The sequence below is a fragment of the Streptomyces sp. WM6378 genome (assembly GCF_001279695.1).
Taxonomy (GTDB): domain Bacteria; phylum Actinomycetota; class Actinomycetes; order Streptomycetales; family Streptomycetaceae; genus Streptomyces.
The window spans coordinates 34,498-53,822 of record NZ_LGDD01000290.1 but is presented as its reverse complement, the minus strand read 5'-3'; the positions used below and the strand labels follow the sequence as shown (position 1 = coordinate 53,822).

The following is a 19,325-nucleotide window of genomic DNA, read 5'->3' as shown; positions in this document are numbered from 1 at the left end:
TGCTCCCTGGTTTGCCGATTTGGAGACACAATGATCCCGTTGTCCTTCGCGCAGCGCCGGCTGTGGTTCGTGGACCGGTTCGAAGGCCCTTCGCCGACCTACAACGGCGCTTTCGCCCTGCGGCTGACCGGTGAGTTGAACGTCGGAGCCCTTGAGGCGGCGCTCCGCGATGTCATCGAGCGGCACGAGGTCCTGCGCACGGTGATCGTCGAGGACCACGACGGCGTCCCGCACCAGCAGGTGCTCGCGGCCGGGGAGAAGCCGTTCGACCTGCCGGTCGTCGACGTCACGCAGGAGGAGCGGGCGGCGGCGGTCGACGCGGTGGCCAAGCAGACCTTCGACCTGGCCGTCGACGTGCCGATCCGCGCCGGCCTGGTGCGGACCGGACCGCGCGAGCACACCTTCGTGCTGGTGGTCCACCACATCGCCCTGGACGGGGAGTCGCTCGGGCCGCTGCTGCGTGATCTCACCGTGGCGTACGCGGCCCGCAAGGAGGGCGGGGCCCCGGTGTGGGAGCCGCTCCCGGTGCAGTACGCGGACTACACGCTGTGGCAGCAGGACGTGCTCGGCGACGAGTCCGACCCGGAGAGCCTGGCCGCCCGGCAACTGGCGTACTGGCGCGAGGCGTTGGCCGACATGGCGCAGCCGCTGGCCCTGCCGACGGACCGTCAGCGACCGCGGGTGACGAGCACCCGCGGCGACCTCGTCCAGTTCCCCGTCGCCCCCGACCTGCTCAGGGCCGTGGAGAAGCTGGCCGCCGAGCAGGACATCACGGTGTCGATGGTCATGCACTCGGCGCTCGCGGTGCTCCTGCACCACCTCGGGTGCGGTGACGACATACCCATCGGCGCGCCGATCGCGGGCCGCACCGACGAGGAGCTGCGCGACCTCGTCGGGTTCTTCGTCAACACCTGGGTGCTGCGCGTCGACCTCTCCGGCAACCCGACCTTCCACCAGCTGCTCCAGCGCGTGCGCGACCGGGCGCTGGCCGCCTACGACAACCAGGACATGCCGTTCGAGCGCCTGGTGGAGCTGCTCAACCCGGACCGGTCCACCTCCTACCACCCGTTCTTCCAGGTCATGCTCGCCTGGCAGGAGCCGCTGGGCGCGCTGGACTTCGCCGGCCTCGAAGCCGAGTCCGAGACGCTTGAGACCAAGACGGCCAAGTTCGACCTCTTCTTCAACATGATCCCGGACGGTTCCGGCGGGGCCGGAGTGCGTCTGGAGTACTCCACCGACCTGTTCGACCGGCGCACCGTCGAGAGCCTCGCGCAGCGGTTCGTGCGCGTTCTGGGCGAGCTCGTGGCCGACTCGGCACGTGCCATCGGCGGCATCGACGTGCTCGACCCGGCCGAACGGCACCTCCTGCTCGACCGGTTCAACGACAACGCCACGGCGCCGTCCGAGCTGACCGTTCCGGACCTCTTCGAGGCCCAGGTGGCCAGGACCCCCGACGCGCCGGCGATCGAGTGCGACGGACGGACGCTGACCTACCGGGAACTCGACGACCGGTCCAACGCCGTCGCCTGGGAGCTGCTGAGGCGCGGCGCCCGGCCGGAGGACCTGGTGGTGCTCGCGCTTCCGCGCACCGAGGACCTCGTGGCCGGCCTGCTCGGCATCCTCAAGTCCGGTGCCGGATACGTGCCGATGGACCCGCAGTACCTCGCCGGACGCGCGCAGACCGTGCTGTCCGAAGCACGCCCGCGCTTCGTGGTCACCGACACCGCGACCGGTCAGGAGCTGCCGCCGCACGACCTGGCGAGCATCAACCTCGACCTCCGCGCCGAATGGGACACGCCCGCGGGAGCGCCCGACGACGCCGCCCGCCTCGCGCCGCTCGGCCCGGACAACCTCGCCTACGTGATGTACACCTCCGGCTCCACGGGCAAGCCCAAGGGCGCGGCGATCACCCACCGGGGCGTCGTCAACGGCGTGCGGGAACTGGTCCGCGTCCTCGACGCGCAGCCCGGCTGGAGGATGCTGGCCGGCACCTCGGTCAACTTCGACGTCTCCGTCTTCGAGCTGCTGACCGCCCTGTCCACCGGCGGCACCGCCGAAGTGGTGCCCAACGCGCTGGCGCTCGCCGAGCGCGACAGCTGGGACGGCCAGGTCATCAGCGGGGTCCCCTCGGTCCTCGGCGAACTGGTGGGCCACCTCGACAGGACGACCGACGTGCGCACGATCGTCTTCGCGGGCGACGTGCTCCCGGCCCGGCTGGTGCGCCAGGTGCGCGAAGCCCTGCCCGGCGTGCAGATCGTCAACTCCTACGGCCAGAGCGAGAGTTTCTACGCCACCACCTTCTCCCTCGCCCCGTCCCAGGAGTGGGCGCAGAGCGACGTGGCACCCATCGGCACCCCGCTGGGGAACATGCGCGCCTACGTCCTCGGTCCGGGCCTCGCCCCGGTTCCGCAGGGCGTGATCGGTGAGCTGTACGTGGTCGGCACCTGCCTCGGCCGCGGCTACCAGGGGCGCGCGGGCCTGACCGCCGAGCGCTACGTGGCGAGCCCGTTCGGCACCGGCGAGCGGATGTACCGCACGGGCGACCTCGCCCGCTGGAACGAGGACGGCCAACTGGAGTGCGTGGGCCGCGGAGACGGCCAGGTCAAGGTGCGCGGCTTCCGCATCGAGACGTCCGAGGTCGAGGCGGCGCTCACCGCGCACCCCGGCATCAGCGAGGCCGTGGTGATCAGCCGCGAGGTGCCCTCGGGCGGCAAGCGGCTCGTCGCGTACGTGGTGCACATCGGCGAGGGAGCCGTCGGTGACGACGGCGCCGGCGGCATCGGCGACGTGGACGTGCAGGCCGGAGCCTCCTCCGCCGAGCTGCGCAAGTTCGTCTCGGCCCGGCTGCCCGACTACATGGTGCCGTCCGCGTTCGTGGCCGTCAGCCGGCTGCCGCTGGGACCGACCGGCAAGCTGGACCGCTCGGCGCTGCCCGAGCCGGAGTTCCTGGGCGAGGCCTACCGGGAGCCGCGTACCGAGGCCGAGAAGATCGTCACCGCGGCCTACGCCGACGTGCTCGGCGTGGACCGCGTCGGCATCGACGACGACTTCTTCGCCGTCGGCGGCGACAGCCTGCGATCCATCCAGGTCGTGGCGCGCGCCCGCGCCCGGGGCCTGAACCTCACCACCCGCGAGATCTTCGAGTGCCGCACGGCGGCCCGCCTCGCCGAGGTGGCCGCCGACCGGCGCGACCAGGTGCCCGCGCTCGCCGAGCTCGAAGGCGGCGGCGTCGGAGAGCTGGCGCTGCAGCCGGTGGCGCGGCACGTGTTCGAACACGGCGGCGGGATGAACCGGTTCGCCATGTCGATGGTCCTCGAACTGCCCACGGGCATCGACGCCGACGGCCTGGCCGCGACGCTGGACGCCGTGCTCGACCGGCACGACCTGCTGCGCGCCCGGCTGGTGCGCGGCGCCGAACTCGCCCTCGACGTGCGCCCGCAGGGCGCCGTGCGGGCGGCCGACCTGATCCGCCGGGTCGACTGCGACGGCCGGTGGGACGAGTCGTCCTCGCTGGAGGCGGCGCAGGCGGAGCTGTACGACGCGGTGGGCCGGCTCGACCCTCAGGCCGGGACCATGGCGGACTTCGTCTGGTTCGCGGCGCCCTCCGGAGAGGGCCGACTGCTCGTGGTGCTGCACCACCTGGCGGTGGACGGCGTCTCCTGGCGCATCCTCATGTCGGACTTCGCCGAGGCGTGGCAACAGGTCCGCTCCGGCACGACCCCCGAGCTGCCCGCGGTGGGCACATCGGCCCGCCGCTGGGCGTCGGCGCTCCAGGACGAGGCGTTCTCGCCCGAGCGGGAGGCGGAACTGGCGTACTGGCGCGACCTGCTGGAAGCGCCGGACCCCCTGCTGGGCACGCGGGCGTTGGACCCCGCGGTGGACGTGTGGTCCACGATCGACACCGTACGCGTGGAGCTGCCCGCCGAGGTCACCGAGGCGGTGCTGACCAAGCTGCCCACCGCGTTCCGGGGCACCGCGAACGACGTGCTGCTCGCCGCGCTCGCCCTGGCGGTGAACCGGTGGCGCGACGCGGACGGCTCGACCCTGGTCCGTCTGGAGGGCCACGGCCGTGAGGAGGACATCGTCCCCGGGGCCGACCTCTCCCGGACCGTCGGCTGGTTCACCAGCATGTACCCGGCCCGGGTCGACGTGCGGGGAGTGGACCTGGCCGACGCGCTGGCCGGCGGCCCCGCCGCCGGGAAGGCGATCAAGCTGGTCAAGGAGCAGCTGCGCGGCATCCCGGACAAGGGCATGGGGTACGGACTGCTGCGCTACCTCAACCCGGAGACCGCCGAACAGCTCGCCGAGTACGCGGCGCCGCAGATCGGATTCAACTACCTCGGCCGGATCTCCGACGCCGACGTGCCCGAGCACCTGCGCGCGCAGGGGTGGGGACCGGCGTCCTGGTCCGCCGAGCTGATCGCGCTGCCCGACCCGGACCTGCCCGCGCTGTCCGCCCTTGAGGTCAACTCGGTCGCCACGGACACCGCCGACGGCACCCGGTTGCAGACGGTCTTCATGTTCCCCACCGGACTGCTGTCCCGCGAGCGGACCGTCGAACTGGCCGACCTGTGGGTGGAGGCGCTGCACGGCCTGGCCGCGCACGCCGCACGGCCGGGGATCGGTGGCCTCACCCCCTCCGACGCCCCGCTGGTCTCGGTCGGGCAGGACGAGATCGACGGCTGGGAGGAGCGCTACGGCAAGCTCGTCCAGGTGTGGCCGCAGGCCCCGGGACAGTCCGGCATCCAGTTCCAGGCGGCGCTCGCCGAGGACACCTTCGACGTCTACCACATGCAGTTCCTGCTGCACCTGTCCGGACACGTGGACCCGGAGCGCATGCGGGCGGCCGGACAGGCGCTCCTGGAGCGCTACCCCAATCTGCGCTCCGCGTTCGTCGCCGGCGCCGACGGCGACCCGGTCCAGATCGTGGCCGAGCACGTCCCCGTGCCCTGGCGGCACATCGACCTGACCGGGCTCGGTGAGGCCGAGCAGACCGCGGCCGTCGACCAGGCGCTCGCCGACGACCGGGCCGACCGGCTCGACCCGTCCCGGCCGCCGCTGATCCGCCTGGCCCTGCTCACCTGCGGGCCCCAGAAGGCCAAGCTCATCCTCACGGCGCACCACACGCTGTTCGACGGCTGGTCGTCGCCACTGGTCATCAAGGACCTGGTCCGGCTGTACGCCGGGGACGAGGAGCTCGCTCCGGTCCGCAGCTACGGCGACTACCTGGGCTGGCTGTCCCAGCAGGACCGGGACGCCTCCGCCGCCCGGTGGAAGGACGAGCTCGCCGACTTCGAGCAGCCGACGCTCATGGCCGCGGACCTCGCCGAACAGGGCGAGGCGAAGGCACTCGGCCGCGTCGAGGTGCCGCTGTCCATCGACAAGGGCCGCGAACTGTCCCGGCGCGCCGCGGAACTCGGCGTCACCCTCAACACGCTCCTCCAGGGCGCGTGGGCCATCCTCCTGTCGAAGCTGACCGGACAGCAGGACGTCGTGTTCGGCGCCGCCGTCAACGGCCGCCCGGCGGACCTGATCGGTTCGGACGAAATGGTCGGCCTGTTCATCAACACCCTGCCGACCAGGGTGCGTTGCCGGGCCGAGCACACCGTGGGCGACGTCATCACCGACCTCCAGGACCGGCAGATCTCGCTGCTCGACCACCACTACTACGGGCTGGCCGACATCCAGCGCGGCGTCGGGCTGCCCTCCCTGTTCGACACGATCGTCGTCTTCGAGAACTACCCGATCGACCGCGAGGGCATCGTCGAGGCCAACGAGTCGGCGGGCATCACGATCGACGCCATCCGGCCGTTCGCGGGCTCGCACTACCCGCTCACCCTCAACTCCTCCGACCCCTACCTGCGCCTGTCCCTCGACTACCAGACCACCCTGTTCACCCGCGACGCGGCCGAGGTGATCGCCGCCCGGCTCGTCCAGGTCCTGGAGCAGGTGCTCGAAGACCCGAAGACGAGCGTCGGGGCCATGGAGGTGCTGTCGGCAGAGGAGCGCGACTGGCTGGTGAGGGGGATCAATGACACCGCGCATCCCGTGGCGGCGGACACTCTGCCGGGTGCGTTCGAGGCTCAGGCGGACCGTGAGCCCGACCGCCTGGCGCTGATCGGCGAGCAGGAGAGGCTGACGTACGGCGAGTTCAACCGCCGCGCCAACCGGCTGGCCCACTGGCTCGTCGAGCAGGGCGCCGGCCCCGAGCAGCTGGTCGCCGTCCGCATCCCGCGCTCCGTGGACCTGATGGTCGCCCTCTACGCGGTGGTCAAGGCCGGCGCGGCCTACGTGCCGATCGACACCGAACTGCCCGAGGACCGGGTGCGCCACGTGCTCGACGCCGCCCAGCCGCTGCTCGTGCTCGACGCGGACCTGCCGGACGTCCTCGGCTACCCGGAGACGAACCCCGAGCGCGCCCTGACGCCGGACAACGCCGCGTACGCCATCTTCACCTCCGGGTCCACCGGCCGCCCCAAGGGCGTTCAGGTGGCCCACCGTTCGATCATGAACCGCCTGAAGTGGGGCCTGGCGCACTTCGACGTCGGCGTCGAGGACCGCGTCCTGCTCAGCACGACGGCGAGCTTCGACGTGTCGGTGCCGGAGATCTTCGCGCCGCTCCAGGTCGGCGCCGCCGTGGTCATCGCGCGCCCGGACGGCCGTCGCGACCCCGCCTACCTCGCCGACCTGATCCAGCGCGAGGGCGTGACCGGCGCGGACTTCGTGCCCTCTCTCCTTGAGGCCTTCGTCAACGAGCCCTCGGCCAAGGAGTGCGACAGCCTGCGCTGGATCGAGGTCGCCGGCGAGGCGTTCCCGCCCGCGCTCGCCAACCGCTTCGCCGAACTCCTTCCGGGCTGCGGGGTGCACAACCTCTACGGGCCCACCGAGGCCTCCGTCGAGGTCACCGCCCACCAGCACGTGCCGGGCGCGGACCGGGTGCCGATCGGCGCCCCGGTGTGGAACACCCAGGTGTACGTCCTGGACGCAGCGCTGCGTCCGGTGGCGCCCGGCGTCGCCGGCGAGCTGTACCTGGCCGGTGCCGGGCTCGCCCGGGGCTACCTCGGCCAGACCGGGCTGACCTCCAACCGCTTCGTCGCCTGCCCCTTCGGCGAGCCGGGCTCCCGGATGTACCGCACCGGGGACCTGGTGCGGTGGAACCGGGAAGGCCAGGTCGAGTACATCGGCCGGACCGACTTCCAGGTCAAGATCCGCGGCTTCCGCATCGAACTGGGCGAGATCGAGACCGTACTGGCCAAGCACCCCGACGTCGACGGCGCCGTGGCCCTGGTGCGCGAGGACCGCCCCGGTGACCAGCGCCTGGTCGGCTACGTGGTGGCGGGCAACGGCAAGAATCCGGCCCAGCTGGACCTCACCGCCCTGACGGACCTGGCCCGGCAGAACCTGCCGGAGTACATGGTCCCCTCGGCCCTCGTGCCGCTCGCCGAGCTCCCCTCGACGCCGAGCGGGAAGCTCGACCGCAAGGCGCTCCCCGCCCCGGAGTACACCGAAGCCGCGGTCGGACGAGAGCCGCGCACCCCCAGGGAAGAAGTCCTGTGCCGGCTGTTCGCCGAGCTGCTGGGTGTGGCGGAGGTCGGCATCGACGTCGACTTCTTCGACCACGGCGGGCATTCGCTGCTGGCCACCCGGCTGATCGGCCGCATCCGCAACGAGCTCAATGTCGACGTGAAGGTCACCACGGTGTTCCGCAACCCGACCGTCGCCCAGCTGGCGGTCGAGATCGAGGAACTGGCCACGTCGAACCGGCCCCAACTGCGCCCCAAGCTGGGCCAGATGACCGTTCAGGAGACGCGTCGATGATTCCGCTGTCCTTCGCCCAGCGCCGGATGTGGTTCCTCCACCATCTGGAAGGGCCGACCTCGACCTACAACATCCCGTTCGTGCTGCGCCTGGAGGGGCCGCTCGACACGGCGGCCCTGGCCGCGGCCGTGACGGACGTCGCCAACCGGCACGACAGCCTGCGCACGCTGATCGCCGAGGACGCGGACGGCACGCCGGAACAGCTGATCCTGCCCCCGCAGGACACGGCCTCCCAGTTCCAGGTGGTCGACGTGGCCGCGGACGCGGTGGACGCCGCCCTGGACGAGGAGGTGTCCCGGGGCTTCGACCTGGAGACGGAACTCCCGCTGCGGACCACCGTCTTCCGCGTCTCCCCGCAGGAGCACGTCCTGGCGTTCGTGTTCCACCACATCGCCGCGGACGGCTCGTCGATGGCACCGTTCCTGCGCGACCTGGTGTCGGCGTACACGGCCCGCCAGAACCAGAGCGCCCCGCAGTGGACGCCGCTGCCGGTGCAGTACAAGGACTACACCCTGTGGCAGCGCCAGCTGCTCGGCGAGGACGGCGGCGAGGACGGCGTCGCCGCTCCCCAACTCGCTTACTGGCAGCGGGAGTTGGACGGTGTGCCGCAGCCGGTGGAGCTGCCGCTCGACCGGCCGCGGCCGCGGGTGATCAGCCACCGCGGCGGCCACGTCGAATTCCTCCTGGAGACCGACGTGGTCACCGGGCTCGGGAAGCTGGCCGCCGAGCACGGCGCCACCCTGCCGATGGTGGCCCAGGCCGCCCTCGCCGTGCTCCTGAACAAGCTCGGCGCCGGCGAGGACGTCACGATCGGCAGCCCCATCGCCGGGCGCACCGACGAGGCCCTGGCCGATCTGATCGGGTTCTTCGTCAACACCTGGGTGCTGCGTGCCGACCTCTCCAGGAACCCGTCGTTCGGCGACGTACTGGAGCAGGTGCGCGACAAGGCGCTGGCCGCCTACGACAACCAGGACGTCCAGTTCGAGCGGCTGGTGGAGCTCCTCGACCTGGAGCGCTCCACCGCCTACACCCCGCTGTTCCAGGTGATGCTGGCCTGGCAGTTCGTGTGGCCGGAGATCGAGATCCCGGGGCTGCGGGTCACCCCCGTCGCGCTGGGCACCGACACCGCCAAGTACGACCTGTACTTCAACATCGTGCCGGACGCCTCCGGCCGCGCCCACGGGCGGCTCGAATACGCGGCGGACCTGTTCGACCCCGCCACCGCCGCCGCCGTCGTCGACCGGTTCGTGCGCATCGTGGAGCAGGTCGTCGCCGAGCCGGACGCCCGGCTCGGCGACGTCGACGTGCTCGACGAGGACGAGCACACCTGGCTGCTGCGTACCGCGAACGACACGGTCGAGCCCACGCTGGAGACCGGCCTGGTGGAGTCGGTGTCCCGACGGGCCCGGCAGACGCCGCAGGCGCTCGCCGTCGCCGCCGAGGACAGGTCGCTGACCTACGGCGAGCTGGAGACGCAGGCGAACCGGCTCGCGCACTGGCTGATCGACCGCGGTGTGGGCCCCGAGTCGCTGGTGGCGGTCCGCCTGCCGCGGTCCGCGGACCTGGTGGTCGCCCTGCTGGCCGTGCTGAAGGCGGGCGCGGCCTATCTCCCGATCGACCCGGACCACCCCGGTTCCCGGATCGACTACATCCTGGCCGACGCCCGTCCCGCGCTCGTCCTCGACCCCGACGTGCTGGCCGGCGCGGACCGCTCCGGCTGCCCGGACTCGGCGCCGGCCCCGCGCGTCACGCCCGACAACACCGCGTACGTCATCTACACCTCGGGCTCGACCGGAAACCCCAAGGGCGTGGCGATCCCGCGCGGCGCGCTGGCGAACTTCCTGGCCACGATGGGCCGGCGGGTCCCGCTCTCGCCCGCCGACCGCTGGCTCGCGGTGACGACGGTCTCGTTCGACATCGCCGCACTTGAGCTGTACCTGCCCCTGATCTCAGGAGCGGCGGTGGTGCTCGCGGGCAAGGACACCGTCACCGACCCCTCGGCCGTAGTCGAGGTGCTGCGCCGTCACGAGGTCACCGTCGTCCAGGCGACCCCCGCCTTCTGGCAGATCCTGGCGATGCACGCGCCGGACGCCGCCAAGGGCCTGCGGGTCCTGGTCGGCGGCGAGGCGCTGCCGCCCCGGCTCGCCGAGACCCTGGCCGACCGGGCCGCCGACGTGCTCAACGTCTACGGCCCGACCGAGACGACGATCTGGTCGACCATGGCGCCCGTGCGCGCGGGCACCGGTGTGGCCATCGGCGCGCCGATCGGCAACACCCAGGTGTACGTGCTCGACGCCGCCCTGAAGCCGGTCCCGCGCGGGGTGCAGGGCGAGCTGTACATCGCCGGCGACGGACTGGCCCGCGGCTACTTCGGCCGCCCCGAGCTGACCTCGGAGCGGTTCGTGGCCTGCCCCTTCGGCCCGGCCGGCGCTCGGATGTACCGCACCGGAGACCTGGTGCGCTGGGGCAAGGACGGCCGCCTGGAGTACGTCGGGCGCACCGACTTCCAGGTGAAGGTCCGGGGCTTCCGGATCGAACTGGGCGAGATCGAGCACGCGTTGGCCGGGCACCCCGGGGTGGCTCAGGCCGTCGTCGTCGTACGCGACGAACCGGACGGCAAGCGCATCGTGGGCTACGTGGTCCCCGAGTCCGACGACCCGGACGCCGTGGCCGCGCTGCTCGCCGAGCTGCCCGCCCACCTGCGCGGACGGCTGCCGGACTACATGGTGCCCACCGCCATCGTGCCGCTCGCCGAGATGCCGCTGTCGCCGGCCGGAAAGGTCAACCGCCGGGCGCTGCCGGCCCCCGACTACGCCCGGCCCTCGGCCGGCCGGGCACCGCGCAACCAGCGCGAGGAGGACTTCTGCGCGCTGTTCGCCGACGTGCTCGGCCGGGCCGCGGTCGGCGTCGACGACGACTTCTTCTCCATCGGTGGAGACAGCATCCGTTCCATCCAGGTCGTCGTGCGCGCCAGGGCGCTCGGCTACCCGGTCAGCACCCGCGAGGTCTTCGAGCACCGCACGGTGGCCCGGCTCGCGGAACTGGTCGAAGGACGCAGCGAGGAGCGCGTCACCCTGGCCGAGCTGCCCGGCGGCGGCGTCGGCTGGGCCCCGCTGCCGCCGATGGCGGCCCACGTCCTCGCCCTGGGCGGCGGCATCGGCCGCTTCTCCATGGCCGGCCTGCTGCGCCTGCCCGAGGGCATCGACCGCGCGGAACTGCTCGCCACCGTGCAGGCCGTACTGGACCGGCACGACGTGCTGCGCTCCCGGCTCGACCGGCCGGTGCCCGGCCTGCAGATCGCGGCGCCCGGCACCGTGGACGCCCGCGCACTGCTGCGGGAGGTCCCCGCCGACAGTGACGTACAGACCGAACTGGACGCGGCCGCAGGCCGGTTGGACCCCGACGCGGGTGTCATGGCGCAGTTCGTGCGGTTCACCTCCGACACGGACCCGGACCGGCTCCTGATCGTGCTGCACCACTTGGCCGTCGACGGCGTGTCCTGGCGCATCCTGCTGCCGGACCTCGTCTCGGCCTGGCAGCGGATCCGGCAGGGCAGGCAGCCCGAACCGGACCGCGCGGGCACCTCGCTGCGCCGGTGGACGCACGCCCTCGTGGACGCCGCGGCCGACCCGGAGCGGGTGGCGCGCGAACTGCCGCTGTGGCAGGAGATCCTGCGCGGGGACGAACCCGCGCTCGGGGCCCGTGAGTTGGACCCGGCGCGCGATGTCGCCTCCACCGTGGACACGGTGCGGGTCGACGTCCCGGCCGAGGTCACCCGGACCCTGCTGACCACGCTGCCCGCGGTGTTCCGCGGGGGCGCCGAGGACGCGTTGCTGGCCGGGCTCGCGCTGGCGCTGGCCCGCTGGCGGCACACCCGCGGCGTGCCCGGGGCCTCGACGCTGGTGCGGATGGAGGGCCACGGCCGCGAAGAGCACCTGGTGCCCGGCGCGGACCTGTCGCGCACGCTCGGATGGTTCACCTCGCTGTACCCGGTGCGCCTGGACCTGGCCGGCCTGGACCTGGCCGACGCGTTCGCCGGCGGCCCCGCCGCCGGACGGGCGGTCAAGGCCGTCAAGGAGCAGCTGCGGGCGGTGCCGGACAAGGGCATCGGCTACGGCCTGCTGCGCCACCTCAACCCCGAGACGGCCGCCGCCCTGGCCGCCGGGCGGGCCCCCCAGATCGGGTTCAACTACCTCGGCCGGACCTCCCTGGCCGACCTCCCCCAGGACCTGCGCGGCCTGGGCTGGGCAGCGGACACCACCCACCGCGACCTGGTCGCCGCGCCGGACGGCGACATGCCGGTGCTGTCCGCGCTGGAGATCAACGCGGTGTGCACCAGTGCCCCTGACGGCGACCGGCTGACCGCCTCCTTCGGCTTCCCCACCGGGGTGCTCTCCCGCACCGAGGTGACCGAGCTGGCCGGGCTCTGGGTCCAGGCGCTCACCGCCCTGGCCCAGCACGCGGCGACCCCCGGGGCGGGCGGCCTGACTCCGAGCGACGCACCCCTGGTCGACGTGAGCCAGCAGGAGATCGACACCTGGGAGGCCCGGTTCGGCAAGCTGACCGGGATATGGCCGACGACCCCGGCGCAGTCCGGGATGCTCTTCCACACGATGCTCGCCGGGACGGCGTTCGACCCATACCACATGCAGATGGTGTTCCACCTCTCCGGCGACGTCGACCCCGAGCGGATGCGCCGCGCCGGGCAGGCGCTCCTCGGGCGCTACGCCAACCTGCGCGCCGCGTTCGTCGACCGGGCCGACGGCGACGTCGTACAGGTGGTGACGGCGGACGGCATGACGCTGCCCTGGCGGCACCTCGACCTGACCGGCGACGCGGAGCGGACCGAGACGTTCGAGCGGTTCCTCACCGAGGACCGCGCCGCCCACTTCGACACCGCCGCCCCACCGCTGATCCGCCTGGCGCTCGCCGTCCTGGAGCCCGGCCGCGCGGAACTCGTGATGACCTGTCACCACGTGCTGCTCGACGGCTGGTCCATGCCGCTCCTGATGCGGGACCTGCTGCTGCTCTACGCCTCCCACGGCGACCCGGCCCCGCTGCCCGCCACCCGCGACTACGGCGACTTCCTGACCTGGCGCGCCCAGCAGGACGCGGCGGAGTCCGCACGGGTGTGGACGGCCGAGCTCGCCGGAGTCGAGGAGGCGACGCTGCTCGCTCCCGGCGCCGAGGACGCGGGCGAGCAGGGCGTCGGCGAGGTCGAGGTCGCGCTTCCCGTCGACCAGGCGCACGAACTGGCCCGCCGGGCCGCCGAGTTGGGCATCACCGTCAACACCCTGGTCCAGGGTGCCTGGGGGCTGCTGCTCGGCCGGCTCACCGGCCGGTCGGACGTGGTGTTCGGCGCCACCGTCTCCGGGCGCCCGCCCGCGGTGACGGACGTCGACTCGATGGTCGGCAACTTCATCAACACCCTTCCCGTACGCGTCGAGTACGCGCCCGGCGACACCCTCGCCGAGGTCCTGGGCCGGCTCCAGAACCGGCAGGCCGCACTCCTGGAGCACCACCACTACGGGCTCAGCCAGATCCAGCAGGCCGTCGGCCTGCCGTCGCTCTTCGACACGCTGGTCGTCTTCGAGTCGTACCCGATCGACCGGGAGGGCCTCGGCGCCGCAACCGAAGCCGCGGACGGGATCGCCTTCACGGGCCTGCGCCCGTCCACCGCCACCAACTACCCGCTGGCCCTGATGGCGGCGGCCGACCCGCACCTCCAGCTCGTCTTCCAGTACGCGCCGGGCGTCTTCGACCGGGACACCGTCGAGGTGATCGCGGCCCGTCTCGTGCGCGTCCTGCGGCAGTTGGCGGCCGAGCCCGAGCTGTCGCTCGCGCGCCTCGACATCCTGGAGCCGGCCGAGCGCGAGCGGCTGCTCGCCGAGTTCAACGACACGGCCGTCCCCACCCCCGACGTCACGGTCAACGGGCTCGTCGAGGCACAGGCGGCGCGGACCCCCGACGCGGTCGCCCTCGTCACCGACGGCGAGTCGCTCACCTACCGCGAGGTCAACGCGCGGGCCGACCACCTGGCGCGCGAACTCGCCGGACGCGGCGTGGGCCCGGAGTCGGTCGTCGCGGTGTCGCTGCCGCGCACCGCCAACCTGGTGGTCGCCCTGCTCGCGGTCCTCAAGGCGGGCGGCGCGTATCTGCCGGTCGACCCCAAGTACCCCAGCCACCGACTCGCGGCCATCTTCGAAGAGGCACGGCCGCACCTGGTCCTGACCGACGCGCAGACGCTCGCGGCGCTGCCGGAGCACGGGGCGCCGGACGTCCTCCTCGACACGCTCGACCTGTCCGGGGACGATGCCTCTCCCCAACTGCCGCTCCACGCCCATCAGTTGGCGTACGTGATGTACACCTCCGGCTCCACCGGCAAACCCAAGGGCGTCGCCATCACCCACGCCAACGTGGTCAACGGCGTGCTGGAGCTGGCCTTGCGGGTGGGCCTGGAGCCGGGCAAGCGGCTCCTGGCGGGCACCTCGATCAACTTCGACGTCTCGGTGTTCGAGATCTTCACGACCCTCGCCACCGGCGGCGTCGTCGAACTGGTCCGTGACGTCCTGGTCCTGGGCGAGCGCAAGGCCTGGAGCGGCGGCGTCATCTCCACCGTGCCCTCCGCCTTCGCCGAACTCGTCGACGACATCAGCGGCCGCACCGAGGTGGAGACCCTCGTCTTCGCGGGCGAGGCCCTGCCCTCGTCGCTCATCGCGAAGGTGCGGGACGCCTTCCCGGGCGTACGGGTCGTCAACGCCTACGGGCAGAGCGAGTCGTTCTACGCCACCACCTTCACCGTCGGCGCGACACCGGGCCCCGACGGCAGCGCGCCCGTCGGCACCCCGCTCGGCAACATGCGCGCCTACGTCCTGGACTCCGCCCTCGCTCCGGTACCCCCGGGCACGGTCGGCGAGCTGTACGTCGGCGGGAACGTGGGCCGCGGCTACCACGGCCGCCCCGACCTGACCGCCGACCGCTTCGTCGCCGACCCCTACGGCCCGGCCGGCTCGCGCATGTACCGCACCGGCGACCTGGCCCGCTGGAACGACGCGGGCCAACTGGAGTACGCGGGCCGCGGCGACGCGCAGGTCAAGGTGCGCGGCTTCCGCATCGAGCCCGGCGAGGTCGAGGCCGCGCTCACCGCGCACCCCCAGGTCACCCAGGCCGTCGTCGTCGCCCGCCAGGCCGCGGGCAACGGCAAGCAGCTCCTCGCGTACGTGGTGACGTCGGGCGGGACCGACGCGGCGCAGATCCGCCGGTTCGTCGCCGAGCGGCTGCCCGAGTTCATGGTGCCGTCCGCCCTGGTGCTCCTGGACCGGCTGCCGCTGATGCCCAACGGCAAGCTGGACCGGGCCGCGCTGCCCGAGCCGGAGTTCACCGGCGCCCCCTACCGGGCGCCGCGCACCCCCCGCGAGGAGACCCTGGCCCAGCTGTTCGCCGAGGTGCTCGGCCTGGACCGGGTCGGCATCGACGACAGCTTCTTCGAGCTGGGGGGACACTCCCTGCTCGCCACCCGGCTGATCAGCCGGGCCCGCACCGAGTTGGGGACCGAGATCCCCATCCGCAAGGTCTTCGATCTGCCGACGGTGGCCGCGCTCGCAGCGTGGCACGAGGAATCCGCCGTGCCCCGTCGCCCCAGTCTCCGCCAGATGTTCGTTTGAGGAGTGAAGCAATGATTCCGCTGTCCTTTGTGCAACGTCGTACGTGGTTCCTGCACCAGCTGGAGGGTGCGGAGACCTGGAACATCTCGGCGGCGTTCCGGCTGACCGGCCACCTGGACGAGGCCGCCCTGGTCGCCGCGCTCCGCGACGTCGTCGAGCGGCACGAGATCCTTCGCACCACGTATCTGACGGACGACGACGGTGAGCCCTACCAGCAGATCCTGCCGATGGCGGACGCGTGGGAGCAGGTGCGGGTGCCGGTGGTCGAGGTGACGCCCGAGAGCGAGTCGGCCGCGGTCGACGAGGCCGTCGCCCACTGGTTCGACCTGACGGCCGAAATCCCGCTGCGGGCGCGCCTGTTGCGCTCCGGACCCCAGGAGCACGTCCTGGTCCTGGTCATCCACCACATCGCCTCGGACGGCAGCTCCGGCGCGCCCCTCGCGCGTGACCTGGCCGCGGCCTACAACGCCCGCCTCGACGGCCGCGCGCCGCAGTGGGAGCCGCTGCCCGTGCAGTACAAGGACTTCACGATGTGGCAGCGCGAGGTGCTCGGCGACCTGGCCGACCCGGGCAGCCTCGGCGCGCAGCAGGTCGAGTACTGGCGCAAGGAACTGGACGGGGTGCCGCAGCCGCTCAACCTGCCGCTGGACCGCCCGCGTTCGGTGGAGACGAGCACGGACGGCGACGCGGTCGCCATCCCGGTGGCCGCCGAGGTGATGACCGGCCTGCAGAAGCTGGCCGACGGGCGCGGTCTGACCATGTCGATGGTCATGCAGGCCGCACTCGGAGTGCTCCTCAGCAAGCTCGGCGGCGGCGAGGACATCCCGATCGGGACCCCGATCGCCGGCCGGACCGACGAGGCCCTCAACGACCTGATCGGCTGCTTCGTCAACAACCTGGTCATCCGCATGGACCTGTCCGGCGACCCGACGTTCGCCGACCTGCTCGCCCAGGTGCGCAACAAGGCGCTGACGGCCTACGAGCACCAGGACGTCCCGTTCGAGGTGCTGGTCGAGCAGCTCAACCCCGACCGCTCGGCCGCGTACCGGCCGTTCTTCCAGGTGATGTGCGGCTGGCAGAACACCGAGAAGTGGTCCCTCGAACTCGCCGGGCTCGACGTCGAGTACCGCCAGGCCCTCCTGGCGACCACCCAGGTCGACGTGTTCTTCAGCATGACCACGGACGAGTCGGGGGCGCTGCGGGGCGACATCTCGTACGCGACCCAGCTGTTCGACCGGGACACCATGCAGGACATGGCCGCCCGCTACGCGCGGGTTCTTGAGCAGCTGGCCGCCAACCCGGACGTGCCCGTCGGCGACGTCGACGTGCTGATCGCCGGCGAGCGCGAGCAGCTCGTCGAGGACGTCAACGACACCGCGGAGCCGACCCTGGAGGGCGGGCTCGTGGCGGCCGTGCGCCGCCAGGCCGAGGCGGTCCCGGAGGCCCTCGCCATCATCTCCGAGCAGGAGTCGCTCACCTACCGGGAGCTGGAGGCGCGCTCGAACCGGCTGGCGCACTGGCTGGCCGACCGCGGTGTGGGCCCCGAGTCGCTGGTCGCCGTCTGCCTGCCCCGCACCGTGAACCTGCTGGTGGCGCTGCTCGCGGTGCTGAAGTCCGGCGGAGCCTACGTGCCGATCGACCCCGACCACCCGCGCTCCCGGATCGACTTCGTCCTCGACCAGGCCAAGCCCGCGCTGGTGCTCGACGCCGACACGCTGGACGCCGCCGACTACGCGAACTACCCGGACTCGGCGCCCGAGGTGGCCGTCCGCCCGGAGAACACCCAGTACGTCATCTACACCTCGGGCTCGACGGGCACCCCCAAGGGCGTGACGATCCCGCGCGGCGCGGTGGCCAACTTCCTGGCCGCGACGCGGCGCCGGTTCCCCCTGTCGGCGTCCGACCGGATGCTGTTCAGCACGACCGTGTCGTTCGACATGGCCAACACCGAGCTGTACCTCCCCTTCGTCTGCGGCGCGACGATGGTCCTGGCGCAGAAGGACACCGTCACCGACCCGTCGGCCATGGTGGAGCTGCTGCGCCGCCACGAGGTCACCGTGGTGCAGGCCACGCCCGGCTTCTGGCAGCTGCTGCTCACCCACGAGCCGCAGGCCGCGAAGGGCCTGCGGATCATCACCGGCGCGGAGGCCGTGCCGGTCCGGCTGGCCGAGACGCTGGCCGAGCAGGCCGCCGAAGTGGGCAACTGGTACGGCCCGTCCGAGACGACGACCTGGTCGACCATGGCACCCGTGAAGGCGGGCGCGGGCGTCGCGATCGGCTCCCCGATCGGGAACACCCAGGTGTACGTGCTCGACGCGCGGCTGCACCCGGTGCCACGCGGCGTGCAGGGCGAGCTGTACATCGCCGGCGCCGGAGTGGCCCGCGGCTACCAGGACCGGCCGGAGCTGACCGCCGAGCGGTTCGTGGCGAGCCCGTTCGGCCCGGCCGGCACGCGGATGTACCGCACCGGAGACCTGGTGCGGTGGAACAAGGAAGGCCACCTGGAGTACCTCGCGCGCACCGACCACCAGGTGAAGGTCCGCGGCTTCCGGATCGAACTGGGCGAGATCGAGCACGTGCTGGCCGGGCACCCCGGAGTGGCGCAGGCGGCGGTCGTGGTGCGCGAGAACCAGCAGGGCGACAAGCGCATCGTCGGCTACGTCGTGCCCGAGGCCGGTGCCGAGGCTCCCGCCGACGACCTGCTCGCCGAGCTGTCCGAGCACCTGCGCGGCCGGCTGCCCGAGTACATGGTGCCGTCCTCGCTGATTCCGCTCGCACAGATCCCGCTGACGCCGAACGGCAAGCTCGACCGCCAGGCACTGCCGTCGGAGCACACCCCCGCCGTGACCGGCCAGGCGCCGCGCAACTCCTTCGAGGAGAAGCTGTGCGCCGTCTTCCGCGAACTGCTCGACAAGGAACACGTCGGTGTCGACGACGACTTCTTCGCGCTCGGCGGCCACTCGCTCCTGGCCACCCGGCTCAGCGTCCGCATCCGCAAGGAGTTCGAGGTCGACCTGCCGCTCAGGACGATCATCAAGTTTCCCACGGTGGCCGAGCTGGCCGCGCTGCTGCTCGCCGGCGCCGTCCCCGACGAGGTCGCCAACCCGTTCGGCGTCGTCCTGCCGCTGAACAGCGACCCCGGCACCGGCAAGAAGCCGCTGTGGTTCTTCCACGGCGGAGGCGGCCTGGGCTGGGCGTACTTCAGCTTCGTGACGCACGTGAAGGACCGTCAGGCCTACGCCCTGCAGTCCCGCGGCGCCGACGGCACCGCCCCGCTGGTGGAGTCCGTCGACGAGATGGTCGACCACTTCATCGAGGAGATGCTGAAGGTCCAGCCGGAAGGCCCCTTCAACCTGGTGGGCTGGTCCTACGGCGGCACACTCGTACAGGCCATCGCGGAGGGACTCGACCGGCGCGGCCACGAGATCGCCATCACGGCCATCCTGGACTCCCAGCCCGGCGGCCAGGGATGGTCGGAGATCCACCGCAACAAGACGGTGGACGACTACCGGGACGAGCTGGAGGACTTCTTCGGCCAGTACATCGGCACCGGGAACCAGCAGGACTTCCTGGACAACATGTCCAAGGTCCTCGCCAACAACACGAACCTCATGATGGATTGGGAATCGCCGGTCTACCGCGGCGACGTGGTGTTCTTCCACGCGACGCTCAAGGACGAGATGTACGCCCACCTGTGGAAGCCGTACATCCTCGGCACCATCGAGGAACACGACGTGGCCGCCACGCACCACGAGATGAACCTGCCCGGCCCCGTGGCCGAGGTCTTCGAGGTCCTCAACCGCAAGCTGGCGGACCTGGCGTGAGCCGCATCCGGATGCCCGG

The 19,325-nt window shown here is 72.2% G+C and carries 3 protein-coding genes; all 3 read left to right on the top strand.

All coding sequences use genetic code 11. The features are described 5' to 3' along the window. Positions 1-30 precede the first annotated feature (30 nt). From ADK54_RS22420 to ADK54_RS22410, 3 genes are read left to right on the top strand one after another with little or no spacing between them, the layout of a single operon-like run. Positions 31-7,818, top strand: a complete 7,788-nt coding sequence (locus ADK54_RS22420; protein WP_053727469.1) for a non-ribosomal peptide synthetase — start codon at positions 31-33, stop codon at positions 7,816-7,818. Then, positions 7,815-15,482, top strand: coding sequence for a non-ribosomal peptide synthetase (locus ADK54_RS22415; RefSeq protein WP_053727468.1), 7,668 nt, complete (start codon positions 7,815-7,817; stop codon positions 15,480-15,482). The genes ADK54_RS22420 and ADK54_RS22415 overlap by 4 nt, the downstream gene beginning before the upstream one ends. Positions 15,483-15,493: 11 nt before the next feature. Next, the gene (locus ADK54_RS22410) at positions 15,494-19,306 is read left to right on the top strand and encodes a non-ribosomal peptide synthetase (protein ID WP_053727467.1); all 3,813 of its coding nucleotides are present in this window, start codon (positions 15,494-15,496) and stop codon (positions 19,304-19,306) included. Positions 19,307-19,325: the final 19 nt, after the last annotated feature.

What these genes read in the sequence shown, in the direction of transcription:
- ADK54_RS22420 (WP_053727469.1), top strand. Translation starts at nt 31, where the DNA reads ATGATCCCGTTGTCCTTCGCGCAGCGCCGGCTGTGGTTCGTGGACCGG.
- ADK54_RS22415 (WP_053727468.1), top strand. Translation starts at nt 7,815, where the DNA reads ATGATTCCGCTGTCCTTCGCCCAGCGCCGGATGTGGTTCCTCCACCAT.
- ADK54_RS22410 (WP_053727467.1), top strand. Translation starts at nt 15,494, where the DNA reads ATGATTCCGCTGTCCTTTGTGCAACGTCGTACGTGGTTCCTGCACCAG.